A 23,241-nucleotide genomic window follows, 5' to 3' on the forward strand; every position below is an offset into this window, starting at 1 on the left:
GGGCGGGCCGCCGGTCAGATCAGCTGCTGCTCGTTGATCATCAGCTTGAACTGCAGGCCCAGTTTCTCCGCCGCCTTCCGGCAGAGGATCATCCGCTCCATAAAGATCTCGAAATACTCCATGACAGAGCCGTATTTGGTATCCACTGACAGCTTCAGCTTGATCAGGGACCGCTCTTCATTGATCTTCAGCCTGGATTTTTTCACCGAGTAATTCACCCGGTCATGGATGTCAAAGCTGGCAATGTCCTGGTTGCGGACCCGGCTGCGGCGCACATCGGACTTGTCCGCCAGGATCAGGGCCGCCGCCACGGCGTTCACCGGCACGCCGGTGCCCTCGTCGTGGTTGCCGATGGCGGTGACGATGACGGCGATCTCCTCCGGCGGACAGTCCAGATTGTCCAGAATGCGGAACGCCATCACAGCCCCGGACTGGGAGTGGTCCACCCGGTTGACCAGATTTCCGATGTCATGGAGAAAGCCGGCGATCTTGGCCAGTTCCACCGTCCGCTCCGGATACCCCAGCGTGGTGAGGATATAGGCCGCGTTCTCCGCCACCACCGTCACATGGGCAAAGCTGTGTTCCGTATATCCAAGGGCGCCCAGGGACTCATCCGCCCGCTGGATATACGTTCGGATGGCCGGGTCATTTCTGATGTCCTCATATGTGAGCACTGCATCTCCCCCTTCCGCTCCGGCCGGCACCGCCGTGTCCGGATAGGGCGCGACCGCCGCGGGGTGCGGCGGTGCTCTTCCAGTCAGTTATTGGAGGGATGGTTGCCGGTGATGGAGTACTCCACCCACTCCGCCACATTGGTGGCGTGGTCGCCGATCCGCTCCAGATACTTGGCCACCATGATCATATCCAGCCACAGCTCGCCGGAGGCGGCATCGGCAGCGATCAGGCTGATCAGCTCCTTTTTCACCTGGTTGAACAGCTCATCCACCTGATCGTCTTCCCGGCAGACCTCCCGTGCCAGGTCCAGATCCCGCTTGACGAAGGAGTCCACGCTGTCCGTCACCATGCGGATGACGGCCTTGGACATCTCCTCGATCCGCTGGCGGCCGGGTCCATCCGGCAGGCGCACGAACCGGGTCAGCTCCGCGATGTCCGCCGCCTGATCGCCGATGCGCTCCAGGTCGGAGATCATCTTCAGGGCAGAGGAGATCTCCCGCAGGTCTCTTGCCACAGGCTGCTGCTGCAGCAGCAGCTTCAGGCAGAGGTTCTCCACCTCCCGCTCCTTCTGGTCGATCTCCCGCTCGGCCTCCTCCGCGGCCTGCGCCAGATCCTCATCGCCCTTCATCAGGGCCTGGGCGGCGGCGGAGATGGCGTCCTCACACAGGGCGCCCATCTGGATCATTTCCACATGCAGCTGTTCCAGCTGCTCACCAAATTTGTTTCTCACCTGGCATCCTCCTTAGCCGAACCGGCCGGTAATATAGTCTTCCGTGCGCTTGTCCGTGGGCGTGGAGAACAGGACCTCGGTCTTGCCGTACTCCACCAGGTCGCCCAGCAGGAAAAACGCCGTGTTGTCAGAGACGCGGGCGGCCTGCTGCATGTTATGCGTCACCATGATTACAGTATACTTGCTTTTCAGCTCCACTGCAAGGTCTTCGATCTTGGAGGTGGAGATGGGGTCCAGGGCGCTGGTGGACTCGTCCATCAGCAGGATCTCCGGCTCCACTGCCAGGGCCCGGGCGATGCACAGCCGCTGCTGCTGGCCGCCGGAGAGGCCCAGGGCGCTCTTCTTCAGCCGGTCCTTCACCTCGTCCCAGATGGCGGCGGAGCGGAGGGAGTTCTCCACGATCTCATCCAGCTTTGCCCGGGAGCGGATGCCGTGGGTCCGGGGGCCGTAGGCCACGTTGTCATAGATGCTCATGGGAAAGGGATTGGGCTTCTGGAACACCATGCCGATCTGCTTGCGCAGCCAGGTCACGTCCACGCCGGGGGCATAGATGTCCTGCCCCCGATAGGCCACCGTGCCCTTGATCTTGACGCCCTGCACCAGGTCGTTCATGCGGTCCAGCGTCTTTAAAAAGGTGGACTTGCCGCAGCCGGAGGGGCCGATCAGGGCGGTGATCTCATGCTCGGGGATGTCGATATTCACGCTGTGCAGGGCATGGTGTGCCCCGTACCACAGATTCAGATCTTTCACTTCAATGATGGAGGACATTTGGCACACTCCTATTATTTTTTCTTCAGTTTCCGGCCCACCAGGCTGGCGGCCAGGTTGATGATCAGGGTCAGCAGCATCAAAATGGCGGCAATGGCAAACGCCACGTCGAACTCCGCCCGCTCACGGGCGTACACATACAGCGCCACTGTGAGGCTGGAGCCGGAGGAGTGCATGAAGTTGCTGACAGAGCCGAAAAAGTCGTTCATGCTCATGCCCATGCCGGCTGTGAACAGCAGGGCTGCGCTCTCGCCCACGATGCGGCCGATGGCCAGGATGCAGCCGGTGACGATGCCGTCGATGGAAGAGGGCAGCACCACCGTGCGGATCATGTGCCACTTGCCGGAGCCCAGGCCCAGGGATGCCTCCCGGTAGGACTGGGGCACCGTCTTCAGGGACTCCTGTGTGGTGCGGATGATGGTGGGGATGGTGGCGATGACCAGCGTCAGGGAGCCGGCCAGCAGGGATGCCTGCAGGCCCAGCAGCTCGCAGAAGAACAGCATGCCCACCAGGCCGAAGATGATGGACGGGATGCCGGTCAGGGTCTCCGTTGCGAACTCGATGGAGGCCACCAGCTTCTGGTTTTTGGCGTACTCCGTCAGGTATACGGCTGCACCCACGCCCAGGGGCAGGATGATGATCAGCGTCACCACCACGATATAAATGGTATTGGTGATGTTGGGCAGGATGCCGATGGTATCGTTGATATAGCTGGGCTCCGTGCTCAAAAACTCCCAGGTGACGTGGGGCAGGCCCCGGACAAAGATGTACCCGATGATAAAGATCAGCAGGGCGCAGGTCAGCGTGGCGCAGAAATACAGCAGGAACCGGAGCACCCGGTCATAGGCCCTGCGCCGGCCGGAGAGGGGCTGCATAGTGATCGTTTTCTCTTCCATTCCCGCTCACCCCTTTTTCCGCTTCAGCAGCGTGTTCAGTGCAATGTTGATGATCATGATGAAAATGAACAGCACCAGGGCGATGGAGTACAGCGCCTGGCGCTGCAGGCCGGAGGCATAGGCCATCTCACTGGCCACGGCGGTGGTCAGGAACCGGACGCTGGAGAAGAGGGAGGGCATGTTGGCCACATTGCCCGCCACCATGATGATGGCCATGGCCTCGCCGATGGCGCGGCCGATGCCCAGCACCACCGCCGCGGCGATGCCGCTGGAGGCCGCGGGCACGCTGACCCGAAACACCGTCTCGATGTGGGTGGCGCCCAGGGCCAGACTGGCCTCCTCATACTCCGGGGGGACGGCCTTCAGGGCGGTCTCGGACACGGAGATGATGGAGGGCAGGATCATGATGGCCAGGACGATGATGGCGCAGAACAGGCTGGCGCCGTCCGGCAGGTCAAAGGCCTTGCGCACGGCCGGGACCAGCACCATCATGCCGATCAGGCCGTAGACCACGGAGGGGATGCCCGCCAGCAGGTCCACTGCCGGGCGGACCACAGCGGCCAGCTTGGGAGGGGCCACTTTTGCCAGGAACACCGCGGTCATGAATCCCACCGGCACACCCAGGAGGATGGCGCCGCAGGTGCCGTAAATGGAGGTCAGAATAAAGGGCAGGATGCCGAATTTGGGCTCAGCGGCGGTGGAGGCCCACTCGGTCCCGAACAGAAAGTCCACCAGGCCGATCTCCCGGATGGCAGGCAGCCCTGAGATGATCAGATAGATGCTGATAAAGAGCACGAACACGATGGCAATGAAGCCGCAGATAAAAAACACGGCGTTCATGATCCACTCCATCGGTCGGATTTTTTGTTTCGTGGCATTCATGGTAAATACCGGCCTTTCTCAAAAGGGTCTTGACTCTTACATGCGGAGTGCCCCCTCGAAATCAAGGGGGCACTCCGACGATCATGTGGACGTGTTGTTGACTTACTCGGCAACAGGCACAGCGCCGGCGCCGGCGATCAGGTCAGAGGCTTCCGTGGAGGTAGCCCAGTCGACAAAGGCCTGAGCGGCGTCAGACAGGGCCGTGCTGTCGTTGATGATGAAGTTGAAGTTGCGCTGGATCTCGTACGTACCGTCCAGAACGGTCTCCTCAGAGGGAGCCACGCCGCCCACGGTCAGGATCTTCACGGTGTCATCGCCCTCAACAGCGGACAGGGAGGCATAGCCGATGGCGTTGGGGTTGGAGGCAACACCTGCGACCACCTCGCCGGTGGAGGTGTACTCGTTCTGGTACACGCAGGCCTCCTCGGTGCCGGTGATGGACTCGAAGCCGTCCCGGGTGCCGGAACCGGCCTCACGGCCCATGAACACGACCTCAGCGTCATTGCCGCCCACCTCGGACCAATTGGCGGTGGCGCCGGTGGCCAGAGCGGCGATCTGCTCGATGCTCAGGTCAGAGACGGGGTTCTCGGGGTTGACGATGATGGCGATACCGTCCTTGGCAACGGTGATCTGGCTGACGCCGGTCTCGTCCTCCTTCAGGTCGCGGGAAGCCAGGCCGATGTCGCAGGTGCCCTCCTGAGCGCCGGTGATGCCAGCGCCGGAGCCGCTGCCGGTGTAGTTCACAGTCACGCCGGGCTGCACTTCCTTAAAGGCCTCGATCAGAGTGCCCATCACGTCCTCCATGGAGGTGGAGCCGTTGGTGTTGACGGTGCCGCTCAGCTCCGTGGTCTCGGTGGTATCGGCCGTATCCGTGGTGGAATCATCCGCAGTGTCCGTGGTGGTGTCGCCGCCGCAGCCGGCCAGCAGGGCCATGACCATGGTCAGGGACAGCAAGAGAGAGAATACTTTTTTCATATTGAAGATTACTCCTTTTTCCGATGTCTTTGCTCAAGGGACGGTCTTAGTATAAACACCGCCAAGTAAAATCCGACACCAGGTCTTCGTAAAGTCTGTGTAAAATCCCGCGGTAAATTCAAAGCTTCTCGCAATATAAACGATTTACCAAGTCTTTTCCCCCATCTGTTTTGTTGCTTTGTTGAATCCGCACCCGCTCGCCGAATGGTTTTGTAACCGTTTCAGGGATCGTGGCTTCTCAAATTTAACCGGCCTTCACCCCATCTGCCGCAATATACCGGAGGTTCTCTCTCCAAGTTCCAACGTCTCATGCCGAAAAAACGGGAGCGGCAAACCGCTGTTTGCCGCTCCCGCTCCGATTATCCGATTAAAAATGGATGTTACGCCTCTGCCCGCTGGCGGTTGTACGCCTCCAGCTCCATGACGGCGTCGATCAGCATCTGCTGGTCCACCGGATAGGGCCACACCCGCACGTCGATGCCCTTTAGGGCCTTCTCCGTCACGGCGGGCAGGTCCTCCTCCCGGGCGTGGATGTCCGCCAGGCAGGTGGGCAGGCCGATGGACTTGTTGAAGGCGAAGATCTTGTCCCGCTCGGCATACTGCTTGTCCGCCGTCAGCATCACCAGGATGCCGTAGGACACCACCTCGCCGTGGAGGTGATGGTTGGCCTCTGTGCTGGGCAGGATGGTAAAGCCGTTGTACATGGCATGGGCCATGCCGGTGGTGTAATCCACCTGGACGAAGTTGGACACAAACCCCGTGGACACGATGATGGCCAGGATGATCTCCGTCAGCTCCATGGTCACCTGGTGGGCCTCGCAGTCCTCCATGGCCTTCCTGCCCCAGCGGACAATGGGGGCGGCGCACATGGTGCTCAGGGCGATGCCCATGGCGTCGGAGTGGGCGGGGGTGTCGTTCCGGGAGGAGATGGTGCACTCATAGTGCTTGGCCATGGTGTCCCCCATGCCTGCCCAGAGGTAGCGCACCGGGGCGTTGGCGATGATCTCCGTGTCGATGAAGATGTGGTTGGGCGGGATCTTGGAGAAGGAGTACTCCCGCAGGCTCCCGTCCGGGTGGTACACGATGCCCAGAGATGTGCAGGCGGCGCAGGTGGAGGCGATGGTGGGGAAGGTGAAGAAGGGCCGGCCCATGCTGTGGGCCAGGACCTTGCAGGTGTCGATGGCCTTGCCTCCGCCCACGGCGAAGAGCATGTCCGCCTCCGCCACCTGGGGCCGCAGCATCTCCATATTCTCCACAGAGGCCTCACCGCCGTACCAGAACACGCCGATGACCTCCAGGCCGGAGCCCTCCATGGCCTTCAAAATCTTATCCTTGGCGGCAGCCAGGGCCTTCTCGCCGCCGATGATGGCCACCTTCGTGCCGTAGGCCGGGCAGACGTTCCCAATGTCCTCGTAGGCGTCCGCCCCAATGGTATATCCGGGAAACAGGGATCTTTCCATAATACAATACACTCCTTTGCTGATGATCCGGTCGCTTGCTCCGCTCCGGCCCCGCGGCCTGTCAGGCCGCGGGGCCAGGCGCATGCTTTATTCGGCTTCCACCGCCGCGCGGGGCGCGGGCCGGGCTTCCGTTCTGGCGGGCGCAGCCTCCTCCGGCACGGGGGCAAATGCCTCGTTGTGCTCCTTGAGATACTTGCGGTTTTTGTAGACGCCCACAGTCAGGAAGGGGATCACCACCACGACGATGCCCAGATAGCCGCAGTAGCCGTAGCCGTACTTGATGATGTTGCTGAGGCCCACCATGGAGATGGACATGGACAGGATGATGATGAAGGCGGAGACGATGGCGCTGCGCACGGGAGCGGACTGGATGCCGCGGAACACCGGGAGCTTCTCAAACCGGGCCACAAAGCCGAAGATGGTGGTCACGCCGGTGGAGATCAGGCAGAGCAGCAGGCAGACACCGTAGATCACGGTCAGGCCCTGGATGCCCATGGTGTTGCACACGGTGAGGGTGGGGATGGTGGTGCCGCCGTCCACTGCGGTGTAGACGTTCTCCCAGCACAGCAGCATGAACACGGAGAGGACCAGAGCCACGGCGTTCATCACGAAGGAGATCCACATGGCCTTGGCGCAGCCCTGCTTGTTGCGCATGGTGGTGCCGCAGGCCACCATGGTGGGCAGCGTCACGCACTGGAAGCCGGCGTAGGTGAAGGCATTCACGATGGCGGTGGGCACATCGGCGAAGCCGGTGGTCTGGAAGTCCGCGGCCAGCACATCCATGATGGTCCGCTCGCTGTTGAAGATGCCCACGGCATAGATGGTGATGGCGGTGACCAAAATGGCGATGCCCATGTAGGTGGAGGCCGCCCGGACGATGCCGGCGCCGAAGATGGTCAGCACCAGCACCAGCGCGCCCACGGCCACAACGCCCAGATAGTAGTTCAGGCCAAAGTACGTGGTCAGGGCGGAGGCGGCACCGGAGATGGCGGCGGCCACCGCCATCAGCACCATGATGTAGAAGAAGATCTCAAACAGCCAGACCAGCTTGTCAAAGGGATGGTACAGCGTCTCGAACAGCTCCTTGTGGCCGGTGAGGCCCCGGGAGTTGTACATGATCATGGCCTCCCGCATGGTCAGCGTCAGCAGCAGCATGGCCACGATGGCAGAGGCCACGCCGGCCCAGCCCAGGCCCACGTAGTAGGTGTTGGCCTGGTTGCCGGTGGCAAAGCCGCCGCCGGCGTGGGCGGAGAACAGCACCGCGCCCACAGAGAATGCGGCAAGGAAGGGGGTCTTTGCGTACTTGGTTTTCATGCTTGTTTCCTCCTGCAAAAAAATGGGTGATGGTCTTGGCAGGGCAACAAAAAATCCCTCCGTCGCTCCTGCCGTTTGGCAGAAGAGACGAAAGGATGAAAAACCTTCCGCGGTACCACTCTTCTTTGCCCTTCCGGATAGAAGGACACACTCACTGGGATACCATCATATCCCTGCACTGTAACGGGAGCCCCCGTCTGCGCCTACTTCTCTTCAGCACAGCCGCTGCTGCAGCCAGTTCGGCGGGTCCGTGAACTTCGTGCCTCGCACCACCCGGCACTTCTCTGAAAGCACATCGCCGCTTACTACTCTGCGTCATTGCGTTTGATGTAATGGATGATAGCAGATGCGAATCGAATTGTCAACATAAATTTTCTGAACGCCCGCCGCAGGCTCCGGCACATGCCGGAGCCTGCGGCTCTGTCCTCAGGTGGAGGACAGGGCTGGGCGCTGACAGCTGTTCCTCGTCTTTTTCTGCACGGGAGCCGCCTCTTCCGCAGGGAGCAGGGTCTCCGCAGTCTGGTTCATGATCAGCATCTGGAGCCGGTTCTCCACGTTGGCGTAGCTGGTGTCCGGGTCCAGGTCCAGGGGCAGGATCTGCACGCCGGGGAATTCCTCTTTCAGCCGTTTGGTGACGCCCCGCCCGCACACATGGTTGGGCAGGCACCCAAAGGGCTGCAGAATGATGAAGGACCGGACGCCCTGTGCGGCGTAGTGGGCGATCTCGCCGGCCATCAGCCACCCTTCGCCGCAGGTGAGGGTCTTGGGGATGATGTCCCCCACCCCGCTGTGGAGCTCCTGGGGCCGGGCCGCCCGGCGGTACAGGGGGTGGGCCTTGGCGATACGCTCCAAAAACCGCTGGATGCCCTCCACCGCGGTGTCCAGTGCGAAGGGATAGGGCGCCAGATGGGCGCCGAAATCCCGGATCTCGCTGATGGCCGCCTGGAAGTCCTTGCGGAACTGGTAGGTGATCCGAGGCAGGATGACCTCCATGCCGTTTTTCTCCAGGTACTCCTCCACATGGAAGTTGGTGCCAGGGTGGAAGTTCACCAGCAGCTCGCCGGTGACCAGCACCCGGGGCTTGCGGCAGGAGCGGTCCCAGGAGAGATCCCGCAGGGCGCCGATGGCCCGCCGGAAGGCGCCGATCATCTTTCCCAGTCCCTGCTTGGATGCCTCGGCGATCCACTCCACACAGGCTTGGAACACCCGGTTGGTCTCGCCGGCCGCTGTCTCGTAGGGCCGGATCTTCCGGCACAGCTCCTCCAGGATGTCCAGCATAGAGAAGGCCCAGGCCGCCAGCAGCACGGAGTGTGCGCCCAGCATGGACACGCCGGGGTGGATACCCTTGGTGTCGCCGGGGTCGGTGGTGAGGATGGGGACATTTTCAAATCCGGCGCTGTCCAGGGCCTTGCGGAGGATAGGCGTATAGTTGGCCATGCGGCAGTCGCAGCTGAGCTTGGCCATGCCCACGGCTACAGAGTCCTCCGGATAGTTCCCCTTCTGCAGCGCGTCGATCAGTTCGCCGATGACCATCTGGCAGGGGAAGCAGATGTCGTTGTGGGTGTACTTCTTGCCCACCCGGATCTGCTCCGGGCCGCCCACCGGCAGGCTCACCGCCCGGATGCCCTCCCGCTCCATCAGGGCCGTCAGCAGAGTGGACACCGGCGCGGAGATGTTGGGCACCAGCACGGTCCGCAGCTTCCGGTCCTCCCTGCGGTATTTGACAGGATAGGGCTCCGGCAGGGCGCTGACGTTCACCGCCGTCTCCGCCAGGGCGGAGCGGCGCAGCTGCACCGTCTCGATAAAGGACTGGACCCGGATGCCCAGGGACCCGGCGGCCTCGCTCTCGTCCACCTTCAGGATCAGGGGCGGCTTGCCGCTGCCCTCCCCCAGCAGGCGGATGATCTCGTCGGACAAAATGGCGTCGTGGCCGCAGCCGAAGCTGACGATCTGTACATACTCCAGGCAGGACTTCTCCGCCGTCACCATGGCGCCGGAGAGCATCCGGGCGTGGAAGTCGTTGGTGATCTCCACCCGGGACTTCCGCAGGTCTGCCGTCTCCAGCCCCGGCAGGCTGTCCACCGTCAGCACGGGGATGCCCCCGCGGGTGAACATCCGGGAGAGGTCATGGTTGATGAGGGGGTCCGTGTGATAGGGCCGGCCCGCCAGCACCACGGCGAAGCCGCCGGTTTTCTCGGTGTCGGCGATGACCTGCTTTCCCGCCTCCGCCAGCTGATGGCGGAAGGCGGTGATGGCGGCCGCCGCCTGGCGGCAGGCCTCCTCCGCCTGCTGCTTCGTGGCGCCGCAGCGGTCCATGGCGTACTGACAGATCTGCCGCTTCCGGTCCTTTTCCGTGAACCAGTGGAACACCGGCGTCTCAAAGTCCACGGAGAAGTGCTCCTCCGGAGACTGGAAGTTCCGCACCACCATGGAGTAGCCCATGATCACCGGGCAGACATAGGGGCTCTTCTCCCGCTTGTTCTCCGGCGGCATATGTAAGATGTAGGGCAGGAAGATCCGGTCCACCCCCTGTTTGGACAGGTCCAGCATGTGGCCATGGACCAGCTTGGCCGGGAAGCAGATGGTGTCCGATGCCACGTACTGCAAGCCGCTCTCGTACTGCTTCCGGCTGCTGGGGCGAGAGAACTTCACCGGATACCCCAGGGCCCGGAAGAAGGTGCTCCAGAAGGGCATGCTGTCCCAGAACTCCAGCACCCGGGGCAGGCCGATGGTCTCGCTCTGCTCCTCCCGCACGGGAGTGGCAGGCCAGGTCTTGAATAGCAGCTCCTGCCGCAGCCGGAACAGGTCCGGCACTTCCCCGGCTTTTTTGACAGGCGCAGCCTCTTCCGTCACCACGGCGCCCCGGTCGCACCGGTTGCCCGTGACAAAGCAGCCCCCGTCCGGGAACCGCAAAATGGTCCGGCTGCAGTGGTTGGCGCAGTGGGGGCACAGCACGCCGCTCTCCCGGGTGTAGTGGAAGTCCTTCACCGCATCAAAGCCGATGAAGGCGGAGCAATGTCCGTTGGCGTAGCCGTGGGCCTCCACCTCCTGCTTCACCGCGAGAGCCGCGCCCAAAGCGCCCATCTCGCCGGGATAGGGGGCCAGGGTCACCTCCCGGCCCAGGTACTCCTCCAGCGCCCGCAGAACGGCAAAGTTCCGGAAGGTGCCGCCCTGGACCACCACCCGGTCCCCCAGCTCCGAGACGTTGGCGATCCGCACCACCTTGGTGAACACGTTCTCGATGATGGACCGGCAGAGGCCCGCCATCAGGTCATCGGGCTGCTTGCCGTTGCGCTGCTCGTTGATGATGGTGCTGTTCATGAACACGGTGCACCGGCTGCCCAGCTCCGCCGGGGATGAAGACCGGAAGGCGGCCTCCGCCACCTGATCCACCGGCATCCCCAGGGTGGAGGCGAAGTTCTCCAGAAAGGACCCGCATCCGGAGGAGCAGGCCTCGTTCAGCATGATGTTGGTGACCACGCCGTCCTTCAGCCAGATGGCCTTCATGTCCTGGCCGCCGATGTCCAGCAGGAAGGTGGCGTCCGGGAAGAAGCGGCGGCAGCCCCGGGCGTGGGCCACGGTCTCCACCGTGTGATAGTCGGCGTGGAAGGCGGCGGAGAGCATCTGCTCGCCGTAGCCGGTGGTGCCCAGGCCCAGCACCTCCAGCTGGATGCCCAGCTTCCGGTACTTCTCCGCCAGGGCCAGCAGCCCCTCCCGGACCACCTTCAGGGGCTCGCCCTTGTTGTTGGCGTAGAAGGTGTCTGTCACCTGTTCATTCTCGTCCATGAAGACGAACTTGGAGGTGGTGGAGCCGGAGTCGATGCCGATGTACCCCCGCAGGACCTTCCGGTCCGTGGCATCCACCGGCTGCCGCAGCTCTGCCCGGTGCCGGCGGAGGAAGGCATCCCGCTCCGCGTCGCCGGCAAAATAGGGCTTCCCCACACCGGCGGCATCCTCGGCCGGGTCCGGCGCGGCTTCCAGCCGCTCCAAAGCCTGGGCCAGCGTCACAGCGTCCTCCTGACCGGGGAACAGCTCGTCCACCGCAATGGCAGTGCCCCGGGCCACGATGGTCTCCGGGTGCTCTGGCCGGACGATATCCTCTTCCCTCAGGTCCAGCCGCTCCGCGAACACCCGCACCAGCGTGGGGTTGAAGGTCAGGGGGCCGCCCTCGAAGATGATGGGGGCCGTCAGCTCCAGCCCCTGGGACAGACCGCCGATGGTCTGCTTGGCGATGGCGTGGAAGGTGGACAGGGCGATGTCGGACCGCTCCGCTCCCTGGATCAGCAGGGGCTGGATGTCCGTCTTGGCGAACACGCCGCACCGACCGGAGATGCTGTAGACGGTCTTCCCTTGGGCGGCCAGCTGCTCGAACTCGTCCGCCGGCACATTCAGCAGGGCGGCGATCTCGTCGATGAACGCGCCGGTGCCGCCGGCGCAGCTGCCGTTCATCCGCATGTCGGAGGTCTGGAGCTTTCCGGTGGCCTCGTCATAGTGGAAAAAGATCACCTTGGCGTCCTGTCCGCCCAGCTCCACGGCGGTGCGGACCTGGGGGTACAGGGCCCGGACGGCGGCAGCATTGGCCACCACCTCCTGGACGTAGCTGGCCCCCAGAGCGGCGGCGATGGGCCGCCCGCCGGAGCCGCAGACCCCGATGCGGAACCGGGCAAGGGGAAACCGCCCGGCCGCTTCCTCCAGAAGCTGCCGGACGGTGGCCGCCTGATGGGCGTTGTGCCGCTGATACCGGGTAAATAACACGCTGTTGTCGGCGGGATCCAGCACGACTGCCTTGACGGTGGTGGAGCCAACATCCACACCAAGGCGTAAAACATCTGAAACTGTCTGTGCCATATGTACTCCTTCCGGAGGCCCTCCACAGCAGCGGTTTTGGCGCAGAAAACCCCCGTTTTTATTTATTCAGAAGTATTATAACACATCCGTCACTTTATCGTTTGTATAGTTTTTGTTAAGAATTTTAGACTATTTTTCCCATTTTTCACAATTTTCAGCGATATATATTCAGGTTTATTGTTCAATCCTGAACAGGCGTGTGACCTCTGGAGCCTTTGCGCCCAGGTCCGGCACCACGCCTGACCGGATGCAGACCGCCCCACGCTCTGCCGGCGGTCTCCGCTCCCATGTGCCCTGCGCAGAGAGCCTGCTGCAACGGGAGAAAACCTGCATTTCCAAAGGCTAAAAATAAGGCTAAAAACGGTTTTGGCAAGAAAAAATCCCTAGAACCGTTGCGGCTCTAGGGATTCCTTTGGAGGTGACACCCGGATTTGAACCGGGGAATCAGGGTTTTGCAGACCCTTGCCTTACCACTTGGCTATGTCACCATAGGGTTCCTTTATATTATATGCGAACTTTTCAAAAAAGTCCACACTTATTTTTAGAAAATGCAATGCCCACACCATCTTCTGTGTGGGCATTGCATCTGGAGCGGGCAACGAGGCTCGAACTCGCTACCTCCACCTTGGCAAGGTGGCGCTCTACCAGATGAGCTATGCCCGCAGGTGGTGCCCAGAGCCGGAATCGAACCAGCGACACGGGGATTTTCAGTCCCCTGCTCTACCAACTGAGCTATCTGGGCGTGTCTTTCTCCGCGTCAGAAAGACGCGGACGGGGAATCTCAACCCCAAAAGGGACCCACGAGATGGAAGTCCATCTCGTGGGAGATGGCGACCCGGAACGGGCTCGAACCGTCGACCTCTAGCGTGACAGGCTAGCGTTCTAACCAACTGAACTACCGGGCCATGTATAACTTGGTGGGAACAACTGGACTCGAACCAGTGACCCCCTGCTTGTAAGGCAGGTGCTCTAACCAGCTGAGCTATGCTCCCCGATCGCCGCTCTTGTCAGACGGCAAAAGTTATTATACTCAAAGACACCCGGTCTGTCAACCATAAATTTAATTTTTTTGCTTTTTTTTCAGAATGTCCCGCACCATGGCCTCCAGGTCCTCTCTGGAGAAGTGCTGCACATTGTCGCAGAACCGGCAGGTGAGGTCCGCGCTGCCCTGCTCGTCGATCATGCTCTGCAGCTCCTCCGCCCCCAGGCTGATGAGGGCCCGCTCCATCCGCTCCCGGCTGCAGTAGCAGCGGTATTCGATGGGGCTCTTCTCCAGGATCTCCAGGTCAAAGTCCGACAGGGCCCGCCGCAGCATGGCCTCCGGGTCGGGATCGTCCCGCAGCAGGCCCGTCACGGCGCCTGCCGCCATCAGGCTGCCCTCCACCTTGGCGATGGTGTCCTCTCCGGCGCCGGGCAGCAGCTGGATCAGATACCCGCCGGCGGCCAGCACGCTCTGGTCCCGGTCCACCAGCACCCCCAGGCCGCAGGCCGTGGGGATCTGCTCCGACTCCACAAAGTAGGCCGCCAGGTCCTCGGCGATCTCGCCTCCCAGCAGGCCCACACTGCCCACATAGGGCTCTTTCATATTCAGGTCCCGGATCACCGTCAGGGTGCCGTCCTGTCCCACGGCGGCGCCCACGTCCAGTTTGCCGTCCGGCCGCAGGGGCAGATCCACCTGGGGGTCATCCACGGTCCCGCGGACATTGCCCTGGTTGTCGGACACCGCCAGCAGCGTCCCCAGGGGGCCGCCGCCCTTGATCTGCAGCGTCACGCTGGCCCCGTCCTCCTTCAGGGCGTTGCCCATCATGGAAGCGGCCGCCAATGCCCGCCCCAGAGCCGCCGTGGCCACCGGCAGCGTCTTGTGGATCTGCCGCGCCCGCTCTGTAAGGTCTCTGGTAGAGACCGCCACTGCCTTTACACGGCCATCACTGGAGATGGCCCGGATCAGTTGATCGCTCATCTTACAAACTCCTGCTGTTTTATGAATTGACCGCCTTCCGGCACCGGAAGATCCACCGGTCCTCCTCCGGCGCGGGGGGCCGGCTGGTCAGATCCCCCGTAACGGTGACATCGTCGAATCCGGCCTCCTTCAGGAATGCCTCCAGCTCCTCCCGCTCCCAGGACCGCTCCCGGTGCTCCTCAAACGTCCGGTCCCAGGTCCCGTCCCCGGTCCGGCGGAACAGGTCCACCTGATAGGTGCAGATCTTCTGCCGGGGAGCGTAGAACGTCCTCCAGACGCAGTAGCTGTCCTCCGTCTCGTCCAGATACACCTGACCGTCCATGCGCCGAAACTTATAGGGGGTGTTCACGTCAAAGAGGAACAGTCCGCCCGGCCGCAGCCAGCGGCACACCCGCCGCAGCGTCTCCTTCAGGTCCGCCGTGCGGGTGAGATAGTTCAGGGCGTCCAGGGTGGAGACCGCCGCGTCCACCGTCATGCCCAGCCGCAGGCGGGGCATGGACTGATGCAGGAACAGCGGCGGCCGCTCCAGTGCCGCCGCCTTCCGGGCCGCCTGGGTCAGCATCTCCTCAGACCCGTCCACGGCCACCACCTGATACCCCCGCTCCGCCAGCAGGCAGGCGATGGTGCCGGTGCCGCAGGCCAGGTCCAGCACCGTCTCCACAGGGGCGGCGCTCCTGCGGAACTGCCGCGCCAGATAATCCGCCCGCCGGCGGTATCCCACATCCACCGTCAGCGCGTCATAGCTGGCGGCCAGTGCGTCGTAACTGCTCATTTGTCCTGTTTCTTGTACCGGGCGAAGATCTTCTCATAGGCGCCGGTGCCGTAGCTCAGGGACCGGTTCACCCGGCTGATGGTGGCGCTGGAGGCACCGGTGCGCTCCAGGATCTCGTTGTAGATCATGCCGTCGTCCAGCAGAGAGGCCACTTCGAACCGCTGCTCCATGGCCCGAAGCTCCGACACGGTGCACAGATCCTGGAAGAACTCATAGCACTCCTGCTCATCCTTCAGCAGAAGGATGGCCTTGTACAGTTCACCGTTCTTTTCCTTTTTGCCGATTTTCACCATATCCAGTACCCTTTCTTTCGGGAGACATTCTGTATGCTGCGGCACATGCCGCCATGTTGTATTTTAACACTCTGCCGCGTGAAAGTAAAGGCCTCCGGGCAGAAAATTTTTTTACACTTTAAAGTGTGTCGCGTCACCTCCCGCCCGCCGGCAGCATAGGCTGGGGCAAATCACTCTCTCGTCGGAAGGAGCGGCGCCCATGAAGGAATCCCTCACCCAGCTGCACACAGAGCCTGCCTCCGCGGAGCGGGAGTGGACCGTGGAGGAGATCCCGGTCCTCTCCGCCTCCGTCTCTCTGCCGGAGCCGGTACCGGCGGCGGACCGGCTCTCCCGCCGCATCCGGCGGTACTACCAGCTCCAGTGCCGCTCCTTTCTGCGCTACTGCGAGGCCTATCTGCTCCCTGCGGCTGCAGAAGCCTGCCGCACCGCACTGGAGGCCAGCCAGCCGATTCCGAAGTTTTGTGCGGAGCTGACCTACCGGGTCACCTACAACGAGGGTGGTCTGTGGAGCCTGTACACCCAGTCCCGGGAGAGCGGGCCGGGCGGCCGGACCGTGCTCCTCCGCCGGGGAGACACGTGGGATCTGGCCTCCGGCTATCCGGTGGCCCTGTCCGCCTTTTTCCCCCGCCGCAGCGGCTGGAAGCGGCGGCTGCTGGACGCAGCGGAGGCGGAGATCCAGCAGCAGGAGCAGGCAGGCGCCGCCCGGTATCACGAGGGGACCCGCCGCCTGCTGCGCAGGCATTTCAACCCGCAGAACTACTATCTGACCCCGGAGGGGCTGGCCATCTTCTATCCCATGTACGCCATCGCCCCGGCGGCAGAGGGCATCCCCGTGTTCACCGTGCCCTATAGCCGGAGCGGACCGGCGCTGCCCTCCCGCGAAGCGTGAAGCGCCCCTCCGCCCGGCAGGTCGGGCGGAGGGGCCGCTGCATCCAGAGGATGTCCGTTATTTCCGCAGGGAATCCGGCTCCCGGGCCGCCTTGGCCACCAGACCGCTGAGGGCCAGCAGCGCCAGCAGGTTGGGGAACACCATCAGGGCATTGAAGAGGTCGGAGAGGTTCCAGACCAGCGGGGCCTCCAGCATGGAGCCCAGGGCCACGCATACCACCGCGATGCAGGCGTAGACCTTGACGGCCTTCACGCCGAAGAGGTACTTCACGTTCTGCTCGCCGAAGAAGTACCAGCCGATGACGGTGGAGAAGGCGAAGAACAGCAGGCAGATGGCCACATAGAGGTTGCCGAAGCTGCCGAACACCGTGGTGAACGCCACCTGGGCCATGTTCTCCGCCGCCGGATTGGCAGACATGTCCGCCACATTCAGCGCGCCGCTGGTGAGCATCACCAGGGCCGTCATGGTCAGGACCACGAAGGTGTCGATGAACACACAGATCATGGCCACGATGCCCTGGTCCTGGGGCTTTGCCACCTTGGCCATGGCGTGGGCGTGGGGGGTGGAGCCCATGCCCGCCTCGTTGGAGAACAGGCCCCGGGCCACGCCGTAGCGCATGGCCTCCCGCACGCCGATGCCGGCGGCGCCGCCCAGGATGGCCTGGGGATTGAAGGCCCCCTCGAAGATCAGGGCAAAGGCGTGGGGCAGATTTGTGATGTTGGCGATCAGCATGACAAGGCCGCCGATCAGATAGAAGGCCGCCATGACGGGCACCAGCTTCTCCGTCACGGAGGCGATCCGGGTGACGCCTCCCAGGAAGATGAAGGCCGCCACCACCGCCAGGATCACGCCCACGATCCAGGTGGGAACGCCCAGCGCCTCCCGGAAGGCGTTGCTGATGGCGTTGGACTGGACCATGTTGCCGGTAAAGCCCAGGGCGAAGATGATGGCCAGGGCAAAGAAGCCCGCCAGGATCTTGCCGAAGGTCCCCTTGAAGGCCTGCCGGATGTAATAGACGGGGCCGCCGATCACCTGGCCGGTGCCGTCGGTGGTCTTGAAGGTCTGGGCCAGCACCGCCTCGCCGTAGATGGTGGCCATGCCGAAGAAGGCGGCCACCCACATCCAGAAGATGGCCCCCGGTCCGCCGGAGATCATGGCGGTGGCGCAGCCGGTGATATTGCCGGTGCCCACCTGGGCGGCGATGGAGGTGGCCACGGCCTGGAAGGAGCTCATGCCCTCCTTGCCGGCCTTTTCGCCGTTGAGGCTGATGCTGCCGAACAGTCGCTTAAAGCCGGTCCCGAACTTGCGCACCTGGATGAAGCGGGTGCGGATGGTGAAAATAATGCCGGTGCCCACCAGCAGATACAGCAGCAGCCCGTTCCACACGAAGCCGGCCAGTTCGCTGACCTTTGCGGCCAACAGGTCCATGTCCATTGTTCTCTCTCCTTCTCCGCAAACGAAAAGGGCCGGACGCACCCTGTCCAGCCCAATGAAAGCGGATGCCCTCTCCGTCCGCGGGCGGAAAGGCCATGCCTCTTACTCTGTCCTTTTACCTGAGAGATTCAGCGGGTGACCCGCCTTGCACCTTCGGTACTCATGTTGAGCTTCTCCAGAGCCACATCCATCCCTAGTCCTTATCCCGTCCGGGACGCCTGAGAGTTTTACTCCTTCGGCAGGCTTTCGCCGTTTTTCTAGGAACTTCGTTTGCCTTTATGTAATTGACACCTGTTACCATACCACGGACAATGCCCGTTGTCAATGGAGTTTTTACACAGGAGCCGTCCGCAGTCTGCGGACGGCTCCTGTGGCTTCTCAATAAAACTCCTGCAGATAGTCCAGCACATCCTGCCGGGTGCCCTGGAAGGGGCCCGGCGTCTCCATCTTCAGGGAGACCAGCGCCGTGCAGTACCGCAGGGCCTCCTCCACACCGGCCCGCTGACGCTCCGTGATATAGCCGGCGAAGGTGGTGTCCCCCCGGCCCGTGCGGCCGGAGAGGTTCCGGGCCTTGATGGGGCAGGTGTAGATCCGCTCCCCGTCGTAGGCCAGCACCTCCGTGTTGTGGGTGATGAGGACCTCCCTGGCGCCCCAGCTGTGCAGCAGCTTGGCGGCCTCCGCCCGGTCCGTCAGGCCCGTCAGGATCTCCGCCTCGGCGGCGTCGGTCTTGAGATAGTCGATCACCGGCAGGTACTGCTTCTTCTCCGCCCAGTCGTGGAAGGCCATGGTCTTGTCCGCCTCCACATGGCGCAGCAGGCACTGGACATCCACAGCCACCTTGCCGTGCCTGGCCGCCTCGGCAAAGAGGGCGCCGTCAAAGTCGCCGTACACCAGGCCGGCGAAATGATAGATCTTCGTCTCGACGTCCGGCAGCTCGTCGAACCGGAAGGGGTCGCAGACTCCCATGGAGGTGCAGGAGCGCTTCTCCTTGTCAGCGGTGAAATACTGGTTGCGGATGGAGCAGGTGGCCGCAGAGGGCTTCCAGTACACGTCTGCGCCGGAGCCGGCGAACCGCTCCTCCACATCTGCGTCGGCGGGGTTCAGCTTGGTGAACACGGCGGTGCGGTTGCCGCTTTTGGCAGCCGCGAAGCCGGAAGCCACCACGGCGCCGCCCACCTCCCGGCGCTCGTTGCCCTGATAGTCGATGTTGTGGTCCAGGGACACCGGACCGATCACCAGCACGTCGTAGGCTTTTTTCATCGTCTCTCTCCTCTTCCTTCCGGCTGACGCCGGGATTTACAGTTCCTCCACCGATACCACGCCCTCCGTGGCGTTCATCTTGGGGATCAGCTGCTCCACCCGGCACCGCTTGTTCAGCCGCAGGGTGAACAGGGCGCAGGCGTTGTGGGTCTCCGTCTCCGTGGAGCGGGTGATCTCCATGTTCAGGACCTTCAGATTCAGGTCCCGGAACAGCCGCAGCACATTGTCCAGACAGGTCTTGTTGCTGTACTCCATGTAGAGGTTCACCTCCGGGGCGTTGTCCAGCATCCGGTACTCCAGCTTGGACAGGAACATCTCTGCCGCCAGGATCAGCGCCGTGGCACAGATGCCGCCCTCATAGAACCCACCGCCCAGGCAGAGGCCCACGATGGCCGCCGCCCACAGGCCCGCCGCCGTGGTCAGGCCCTTCACCCGGCGGCGCCGGGTGACGATGATGGCACCGGCGCCGATGAAGCCGATGCCCGCCACCACCTGGGCCCCCAGCCGGGCCATATCCGTGTAGTAGTGCATGTTTAAGTACAGGAACTGGCTGGTCAGGGTGGTCATGGCCGCCCCCAGGCAGATCAGGATATGGGTGCGGAAGCCTGCGGGCCGGCGCTTGTACTCCCGCTCCAGGCCGATGAGACCGCCGCACACCACTGCCAGCAGCATCCGCAGCGTGGTGGACAGCATGGTCACATCCCGCACGCCGTCAAAGATCGGCAGCATTGTACCACCTCCTTCAGATCTCGTCAATGGTGTAGACGCTCTCCAGTTCAGAGATCGCCGCCAGCACCCGGACATGATAGTGCCGGCTGGGCAGGCGGATGGAGAACACCGCACTGGGGTTTTTGGACCGCTCCTCCCGTCCCCGGTCCAGGTCCACCTCGTAGATCTGGCCCCCCTGGGACTTGATGCGCCCGATGATGTCCCCCAGATTGTCCAGGGTCTGGAACTCCACATAGATGTTCATGTTCCTGGCGTTTTCGATGATGGCATCCTCCACGAAGGGCAGCAGCCGGTTGGTCAGGAAGATCAGCGCAAAGCCCAGCAGCACGCACTCGTAAAAGCCCGCGCCGATGGCCAGGCCCATGCAGGCGGAAGCCCACAGGCCCGCCGCCGTGGTCAGGCCCTTCACCTCCTGCTTTCCGGTGACGATGATGGTGCCAGCGCCCAGAAAGCCGATGCCGTTGATCACCTGGGCGCCGAAGCGGGACACATCTGTCCGCAGGCCGATCTGCGCGGCCGCCTCATGCCAGTCGTGGGTCACCATAAAGCTCTCATACTGGCTCAGCAGCATGGTCAGCGCCGCGCCCAGGCACACCAGCATATAGGTCCGGAAACCGGCCGGGCGCCGCTTCCGCTCCCGCTCCAGTCCGATGAAGCCGCCGAAGAGCATGGCCAGGACCAGACGCAGCAGCACAGAGACGAAATTCATCTCCCGCAGAAAATTCAGTTCCTCCCACATCCGGGGGCTCCTCCTCTCACCGGCGGGAATCGGAAGAAAGGGAGGAACGGCAATGCCGTTTCTTCCCTCTCCCTCTGTCGGTCAAACTCGATTTTCGAAAACGATTGCAATCACAAAAAGATATTTTTTCATCTTTTTGCGGCAGGATATCTTCAGATTTTATTCGCAAAATATGGATTTCTGTTTCTTTATGTTTACCACAAGCCATGATGGATGTCAATATCTACCCATGCCCGGGGGGAATCTTCGGCCGATTGCCCAAACCGGCAGGAGAATTTTTGGAAGGTCCGGCAGGTCTTTTTTGCCGGTTCTCCCGGGTTCTCCCTTCCGCTTCTGTGCGTTTGCAGGCGGGATGTGCCGGTCTCCCGCCCGCTGGGCAGACCGGTCCGGCGGCTGCAGCCGCCCGCAAACGTTATCCTATCCGCCGGCCCGGACGCATCCCCTGCGGGCCGGCAGGACGCCCCGCTCCCCCCAGTGCCGCGGCCAGCCAGGTGCAGCCCGCCCCCCCCGGCGGCATACAGCAGTTCTCTCTGGAACATGGATGCGCCTCCTCTCCGGCAGACCCGCACTGCACGGGCGTTAGCGTTCCCCGCCGGGCCGCAGGTCATATCTTACTCCTCCCGCAAAAAATTGATCCGGCCCAGATCGATCCCCATCTGCAGCCCCAGCAGGAAGCACGCCTTGTCAGAGCACGCCGCCGCGCGGGCCCAGGCGTCCTCCAGGTCCAGCAGCAGCGACAGCAGGGGCCCCTCTCCGCCGCAGGCGCCGCGCACCTGGGCCTCCAGCTCTCTCTGCAGCCGTTCCAGTTCCTGCCACTCCGGGTCCCGTCCCCGGAGCCCCGGGCGCATCTGCACCAGGGCCTGACTGAAAAATTCGATCGTATCGCTTTGCATGACAGTCCTCCTTAACATGAGATGCCTTTCACTATACAGGCAGGGCGCCCCGCAGAGCAAGGAAAGACCTGTGAACTTTCCGGGGACCCGCAAAAAAATCCGGCCCCCGGATCGGATCCGGAGGCCAGGAAACGGCCGCATATCTGCGGCGGGGCCCCGACGTCCTGCCCGGAAGCGGGCGGAACATCGGGGCCGCTGGTCCTGATATCAGAAATCGGCGCTGCCCACCGTTCTGGGGTGGGGCAGGACGTCCCGGATGTTGGAGACGCCGGTGAGGTACATCACCAGCCGCTCAAAGCCCAGGCCGAAGCCCGCGTGCTTGCAGGAGCCGTAGCGCCGCAGGTCGCAGTACCACCAGTAGTCCTCGGTCCGCATGCCAAGCTCCTTGATGCGGGCCTCCAGCACATCCAGCCGCTCCTCGCGCTGGCTGCCGCCGATGATCTCGCCGATGCCGGGCACCAGGCAGTCCGCCGCGGCCACGGTCTTCCCGTCGTCGTTGAGGCGCATATAGAAGGCCTTGATCTCCTTGGGATAGTCCGTGACGAACACCGGCTTCTTGTACACCTGCTCGGTGAGGTACCGCTCGTGCTCCGTCTGCAGGTCGCAGCCCCAGGAGACCTTGTAGTCGAACTGGTCATTGTGCTTCTCCAGGATCTCCACCGCCTCGGTGTAGGTCACCCGGCCGAAGTCGGAGGAGGCCACGTGCTCCAGCCGCTCCAGCAGGCCCTTGTCCACGAAGCTGTTGAAGAAGGCCAGCTCCTGGGGGCACTTGGCCATCACCTGGCGGATGACGAACTTGATCATGGCCTCCGCCACGTCCATGTCGCCCTTCAGGTCTGTAAAGGCCATCTCCGGCTCGATCATCCAGAACTCGGCGGCGTGGCGCTGGGTGTTGGAGTTCTCCGCCCGGAAGGTGGGGCCGAAGGTGTACACGTCCCCGAAGGCCATGGCGAAGTTCTCAGCGTTCAGCTGGCCGGAGACGGTCAGGTTGGCGGGCTTGCCGAAGAAGTCCTGGGAGAAGTCCACCGTGCCGTCCTCGTTTTTGGGCAGGTTCTGCAGATCCAGGGTAGTCACCTGGAACATCTCGCCGGCGCCCTCGCAGTCGCTGGCGGTGATGATGGGGGTGTGGACGTAGACGAAGCCCCGCTCCTGGAAGAACTGATGGATGGCGTAGGCCGCCACGCTCCGCACCCGGAACACGGCGGAGAACAGGTTCGTCCGGGGCCGCAGGTGCTGGATGGTCCGCAGGAACTCCACGCTGTGGCGCTTCTTCTGCAGGGGGTAGTCGGGGGTGGAGGTGCCCTCCACCTCGATGGAGGCGGCCTTCAGCTCCAGGGGCTGCTTGGCCTCCGGCGTCAGCACCACGGTGCCGGTGACGATCAGGGCCGCGCCCACGTTCTGGGCCGCGATGTCCTTGTAGTTGGCCAGCGTCCCGGCCTCCATGACCACCTGCAGATTCTTGAAGCAGGACCCGTCGTTCAGCTCGATGAAGCCGAAGGTCTTCATGTCCCGGATGGTGCGGACCCAGCCGCCCACGGTGACCGTCTGGCCGCCCAGCTGCTCACTGTCGGCGTAGATGGCAGCGATTTTTGTGTAGCTCATAACATTCACCCGTTTTCTCATGTTTGGTGGGAATTTTGCACAATTCTAGGGTATTGTACTCCATCCCAACGGATTTTACAAGAGGGAACGGGAGTTTTCAGCGGGATTTCAGAACCTCTCGG

At 62.9% G+C, this 23,241-nt stretch carries 19 protein-coding genes, 5 tRNA genes, 1 riboswitch and 1 other annotated feature; of the genes, 1 reads left to right on the forward strand and 23 read right to left on the reverse strand.

What is annotated here, in order from left to right:
• Positions 1 to 14 precede the first annotated feature (14 nt).
• The 17 genes from H9X91_RS06965 to H9X91_RS07045 form a co-directional block, all read right to left on the reverse strand.
• Positions 15 to 674, reverse strand: a complete 660-nt coding sequence (locus H9X91_RS06965; protein WP_204803846.1) for an HD domain-containing protein — start codon at positions 672 to 674, stop codon at positions 15 to 17.
• Positions 675 to 757: 83 nt separating this feature from the next.
• Positions 758 to 1,405 carry a phosphate signaling complex protein PhoU gene (gene phoU, locus H9X91_RS06970; RefSeq protein WP_204803847.1) on the reverse strand — a complete coding sequence of 216 codons (648 nt, stop codon included), beginning with the start codon at positions 1,403 to 1,405 and terminating at the stop codon, positions 758 to 760.
• A 12-nt stretch (positions 1,406 to 1,417) separates the two neighbouring features.
• The gene (gene pstB / locus H9X91_RS06975) at positions 1,418 to 2,173 is read right to left on the reverse strand and encodes a phosphate ABC transporter ATP-binding protein PstB (RefSeq protein WP_204803849.1); all 756 of its coding nucleotides are present in this window, start codon (positions 2,171 to 2,173) and stop codon (positions 1,418 to 1,420) included.
• Between the two features lie 14 nt (positions 2,174 to 2,187).
• Complete coding sequence (gene pstA / locus H9X91_RS06980; protein ID WP_243414471.1) at positions 2,188 to 3,069, reverse strand: phosphate ABC transporter permease PstA; 882 nt, start codon at positions 3,067 to 3,069, stop codon at positions 2,188 to 2,190.
• 6 nt (positions 3,070 to 3,075) lie between these two features.
• Complete coding sequence (pstC, locus tag H9X91_RS06985) at positions 3,076 to 3,951, reverse strand: phosphate ABC transporter permease subunit PstC (protein ID WP_204803850.1); 876 nt, start codon at positions 3,949 to 3,951, stop codon at positions 3,076 to 3,078.
• A 102-nt stretch (positions 3,952 to 4,053) separates the two neighbouring features.
• Positions 4,054 to 4,926, reverse strand: a complete 873-nt coding sequence (locus H9X91_RS06990) for a phosphate ABC transporter substrate-binding protein (protein ID WP_204803851.1) — start codon at positions 4,924 to 4,926, stop codon at positions 4,054 to 4,056.
• A 380-nt stretch (positions 4,927 to 5,306) separates the two neighbouring features.
• Complete coding sequence (locus H9X91_RS06995; protein WP_204803852.1) at positions 5,307 to 6,386, reverse strand: iron-containing alcohol dehydrogenase family protein; 1,080 nt, start codon at positions 6,384 to 6,386, stop codon at positions 5,307 to 5,309.
• A gap of 87 nt (positions 6,387 to 6,473) precedes the next feature.
• Complete coding sequence (locus H9X91_RS07000; protein ID WP_204803853.1) at positions 6,474 to 7,700, reverse strand: hypothetical protein; 1,227 nt, start codon at positions 7,698 to 7,700, stop codon at positions 6,474 to 6,476.
• A gap of 80 nt (positions 7,701 to 7,780) precedes the next feature.
• Positions 7,781 to 8,028 (reverse strand) — a binding site (T-box leader).
• Positions 8,029 to 8,126: 98 nt separating this feature from the next.
• Complete coding sequence (locus tag H9X91_RS07005) at positions 8,127 to 12,548, reverse strand: acyl-CoA dehydratase activase (protein WP_204803854.1); 4,422 nt, start codon at positions 12,546 to 12,548, stop codon at positions 8,127 to 8,129.
• A gap of 413 nt (positions 12,549 to 12,961) precedes the next feature.
• Positions 12,962 to 13,036: transfer RNA gene (locus H9X91_RS07010), tRNA-Cys, on the reverse strand.
• 99 nt (positions 13,037 to 13,135) lie between these two features.
• Positions 13,136 to 13,211 (reverse strand) — tRNA-Gly (locus H9X91_RS07015).
• Between the two features lie 3 nt (positions 13,212 to 13,214).
• Positions 13,215 to 13,290 (reverse strand) — tRNA-Phe (locus H9X91_RS07020).
• Between the two features lie 86 nt (positions 13,291 to 13,376).
• Positions 13,377 to 13,453, reverse strand: a tRNA-Asp gene (locus tag H9X91_RS07025).
• 10 nt (positions 13,454 to 13,463) lie between these two features.
• Positions 13,464 to 13,540: transfer RNA gene (locus tag H9X91_RS07030), tRNA-Val, on the reverse strand.
• Between the two features lie 68 nt (positions 13,541 to 13,608).
• Positions 13,609 to 14,508, reverse strand: a complete 900-nt coding sequence (gene hslO / locus H9X91_RS07035; RefSeq protein ID WP_204803856.1) for an Hsp33 family molecular chaperone HslO — start codon at positions 14,506 to 14,508, stop codon at positions 13,609 to 13,611.
• Between the two features lie 19 nt (positions 14,509 to 14,527).
• Complete coding sequence (locus tag H9X91_RS07040) at positions 14,528 to 15,280, reverse strand: class I SAM-dependent DNA methyltransferase (RefSeq protein ID WP_204803858.1); 753 nt, start codon at positions 15,278 to 15,280, stop codon at positions 14,528 to 14,530.
• A complete protein-coding gene (locus tag H9X91_RS07045) occupies positions 15,277 to 15,573 on the reverse strand; it encodes a YerC/YecD family TrpR-related protein (RefSeq protein WP_204803860.1) in 297 nt (98 codons plus the stop codon). The genes H9X91_RS07040 and H9X91_RS07045 overlap by 4 nt, the downstream gene beginning before the upstream one ends.
• A 199-nt stretch (positions 15,574 to 15,772) precedes the next feature.
• Between H9X91_RS07045 and H9X91_RS07050 the strand changes: the two genes are divergently transcribed.
• The gene (locus tag H9X91_RS07050) at positions 15,773 to 16,462 is read left to right on the forward strand and encodes a DUF3298 and DUF4163 domain-containing protein (protein WP_204803861.1); all 690 of its coding nucleotides are present in this window, start codon (positions 15,773 to 15,775) and stop codon (positions 16,460 to 16,462) included.
• A gap of 57 nt (positions 16,463 to 16,519) precedes the next feature.
• Here H9X91_RS07050 and H9X91_RS07055 read toward each other — a convergent pair whose 3' ends face one another.
• The 6 genes from H9X91_RS07055 to asnS form a co-directional block, all read right to left on the reverse strand.
• Positions 16,520 to 17,890, reverse strand: coding sequence for an alanine/glycine:cation symporter family protein (locus H9X91_RS07055; protein ID WP_204803917.1), 1,371 nt, complete (start codon positions 17,888 to 17,890; stop codon positions 16,520 to 16,522).
• A gap of 103 nt (positions 17,891 to 17,993) precedes the next feature.
• Positions 17,994 to 18,085: riboswitch (glycine riboswitch) on the reverse strand.
• Between the two features lie 189 nt (positions 18,086 to 18,274).
• Positions 18,275 to 19,156 carry a PfkB family carbohydrate kinase gene (locus H9X91_RS07060; protein ID WP_204803862.1) on the reverse strand — a complete coding sequence of 294 codons (882 nt, stop codon included), beginning with the start codon at positions 19,154 to 19,156 and terminating at the stop codon, positions 18,275 to 18,277.
• Between the two features lie 36 nt (positions 19,157 to 19,192).
• The gene (locus H9X91_RS07065; protein WP_204803863.1) at positions 19,193 to 19,885 is read right to left on the reverse strand and encodes an MgtC/SapB family protein; all 693 of its coding nucleotides are present in this window, start codon (positions 19,883 to 19,885) and stop codon (positions 19,193 to 19,195) included.
• A gap of 13 nt (positions 19,886 to 19,898) precedes the next feature.
• The gene (locus tag H9X91_RS07070; RefSeq protein ID WP_204803864.1) at positions 19,899 to 20,624 is read right to left on the reverse strand and encodes an MgtC/SapB family protein; all 726 of its coding nucleotides are present in this window, start codon (positions 20,622 to 20,624) and stop codon (positions 19,899 to 19,901) included.
• A 611-nt stretch (positions 20,625 to 21,235) separates the two neighbouring features.
• Positions 21,236 to 21,517, reverse strand: a complete 282-nt coding sequence (locus tag H9X91_RS07075) for a hypothetical protein (protein WP_204803865.1) — start codon at positions 21,515 to 21,517, stop codon at positions 21,236 to 21,238.
• A 207-nt stretch (positions 21,518 to 21,724) separates the two neighbouring features.
• Positions 21,725 to 23,119 (reverse strand): asparagine--tRNA ligase, encoded by a 1,395-nt coding sequence (asnS, locus tag H9X91_RS07080; RefSeq protein ID WP_204803866.1) that lies wholly within the window; start codon positions 23,117 to 23,119, stop codon positions 21,725 to 21,727.
• Positions 23,120 to 23,241 lie beyond the last annotated feature (122 nt).

The sequence above is a fragment of the Oscillibacter valericigenes genome (genome assembly GCF_016902445.1).
Taxonomy (GTDB): Bacteria; Bacillota; Clostridia; order Oscillospirales; family Oscillospiraceae; genus Oscillibacter; species Oscillibacter avistercoris.

Bases quoted from the DNA above. Each gene is read 5' to 3' on its own strand.
- H9X91_RS07050 (WP_204803861.1), top strand. From the start codon at position 15,773: ATGAAGGAATCCCTCACCCAGCTGCACACAGAGCCTGCCTCCGCGGAG.
- H9X91_RS07005 (WP_204803854.1), bottom strand. From the start codon at position 12,548: ATGGCACAGACAGTTTCAGATGTTTTACGCCTTGGTGTGGATGTTGGC.
- H9X91_RS07060 (WP_204803862.1), bottom strand. From the start codon at position 19,156: ATGAAAAAAGCCTACGACGTGCTGGTGATCGGTCCGGTGTCCCTGGAC.
- pstB (WP_204803849.1), bottom strand. From the start codon at position 2,173: ATGTCCTCCATCATTGAAGTGAAAGATCTGAATCTGTGGTACGGGGCA.
- pstC (WP_204803850.1), bottom strand. From the start codon at position 3,951: ATGAATGCCACGAAACAAAAAATCCGACCGATGGAGTGGATCATGAAC.
- H9X91_RS07075 (WP_204803865.1), bottom strand. From the start codon at position 21,517: ATGCAAAGCGATACGATCGAATTTTTCAGTCAGGCCCTGGTGCAGATG.
- H9X91_RS07000 (WP_204803853.1), bottom strand. From the start codon at position 7,700: ATGAAAACCAAGTACGCAAAGACCCCCTTCCTTGCCGCATTCTCTGTG.
- H9X91_RS06995 (WP_204803852.1), bottom strand. From the start codon at position 6,386: ATGGAAAGATCCCTGTTTCCCGGATATACCATTGGGGCGGACGCCTAC.
- H9X91_RS07065 (WP_204803863.1), bottom strand. From the start codon at position 19,885: ATGCTGCCGATCTTTGACGGCGTGCGGGATGTGACCATGCTGTCCACC.
- H9X91_RS06990 (WP_204803851.1), bottom strand. From the start codon at position 4,926: ATGAAAAAAGTATTCTCTCTCTTGCTGTCCCTGACCATGGTCATGGCC.
- H9X91_RS07055 (WP_204803917.1), bottom strand. From the start codon at position 17,890: ATGGACCTGTTGGCCGCAAAGGTCAGCGAACTGGCCGGCTTCGTGTGG.
- hslO (WP_204803856.1), bottom strand. From the start codon at position 14,508: ATGAGCGATCAACTGATCCGGGCCATCTCCAGTGATGGCCGTGTAAAG.
- pstA (WP_243414471.1), bottom strand. From the start codon at position 3,069: ATGGAAGAGAAAACGATCACTATGCAGCCCCTCTCCGGCCGGCGCAGG.
- asnS (WP_204803866.1), bottom strand. From the start codon at position 23,119: ATGAGCTACACAAAAATCGCTGCCATCTACGCCGACAGTGAGCAGCTG.
- H9X91_RS07070 (WP_204803864.1), bottom strand. From the start codon at position 20,624: ATGTGGGAGGAACTGAATTTTCTGCGGGAGATGAATTTCGTCTCTGTG.
- H9X91_RS07045 (WP_204803860.1), bottom strand. From the start codon at position 15,573: ATGGTGAAAATCGGCAAAAAGGAAAAGAACGGTGAACTGTACAAGGCC.
- H9X91_RS07040 (WP_204803858.1), bottom strand. From the start codon at position 15,280: ATGAGCAGTTACGACGCACTGGCCGCCAGCTATGACGCGCTGACGGTG.